Source organism: Agromyces humi (assembly GCF_009720255.1).
GTDB lineage: Bacteria > Actinomycetota > Actinomycetes > Actinomycetales > Microbacteriaceae > Agromyces > Agromyces humi.
On sequence record NZ_WJSP02000695.1, the window covers coordinates 1 to 859 of the forward strand.

An 859-nucleotide genomic window follows, 5' to 3' on the forward strand; every position below is an offset into this window, starting at 1 on the left:
GGCCAGCACGTCGTCGGACACCCGAACCCCCGCGGCCGCCGACCGGGCCGCGGCGAGCTCGGCCGCACCGAGCACGGGCGTCACGCCCGCCGCCCCGAGGTCGTGGGGGTCGAATCCGTCGGCGTGGCGTCGCAGCAGCGACACCTCGGCGTCACGCTCGGGCACCTCGAGCACGAGCTTCATGAGGAAGCGGTCGAGTTGCGCCTCGGGCAGCATGTAGGTGCCCTCGTACTCGATGGGGTTCTGCGTCGCGGCGACCATGAAGGGATCGGGCAGCGGCCGGGTGACGCCGTCGGCCGACACCTGGCGTTCCTCCATCGCCTCGAGCAGGGCCGACTGCGTCTTCGGCGGCGTGCGGTTGATCTCGTCGGCGAGGAGGATGTTGGTGAACACCGGTCCCTCGCGGAAGGCGAAGTCGCCCGTGCGCGGGTCGTAGGCGAGTGAACCGGTGACGTCGCCGGGCATGAGGTCGGGGGTGAACTGCAGCCGGCGCGTGTCGAGGCGCAGCGTGCGGCTCAGGGTGCGCACGAGCAGCGTCTTCGCCACGCCGGGCACGCCCTCGAGCAGCACGTGGCCCCGGGTGAGCAGGGCGATGATGAGGCCGGTGACGGCGCCGTCCTGGCCGACGACGGCCTTGCCGACCTCGGTTCGGACGCCGTTCAGGGCGGCCCGCAACTCCTCGTCGGTGGTCGCGATCGCGTCGGTCATGGTCGCCTTCCTGTCGGGTGGTGGGGGTCGTGGGCGTCGTGGGCGTCTGGGCGCACCGACGCGGTCACCTCGTCCTCGAGCCGGGCGAGCTCGGCGGCGAGGTCGACCAGTTCGCGGTCGCCCGAGGGCTGGGCGCCGACGAGCAGGCGGG

At 73.1% G+C, this 859-nt stretch carries 1 protein-coding gene; it reads right to left on the reverse strand.

Annotated elements, in window-relative coordinates:
- Nucleotides 1-708: AAA family ATPase (locus GH736_RS23590; RefSeq protein WP_159607516.1), on the reverse strand; the 708-nt coding region annotated here is incomplete at its 3' end.
- Between the last annotated feature and the right edge of the window lie 151 nt (nucleotides 709-859).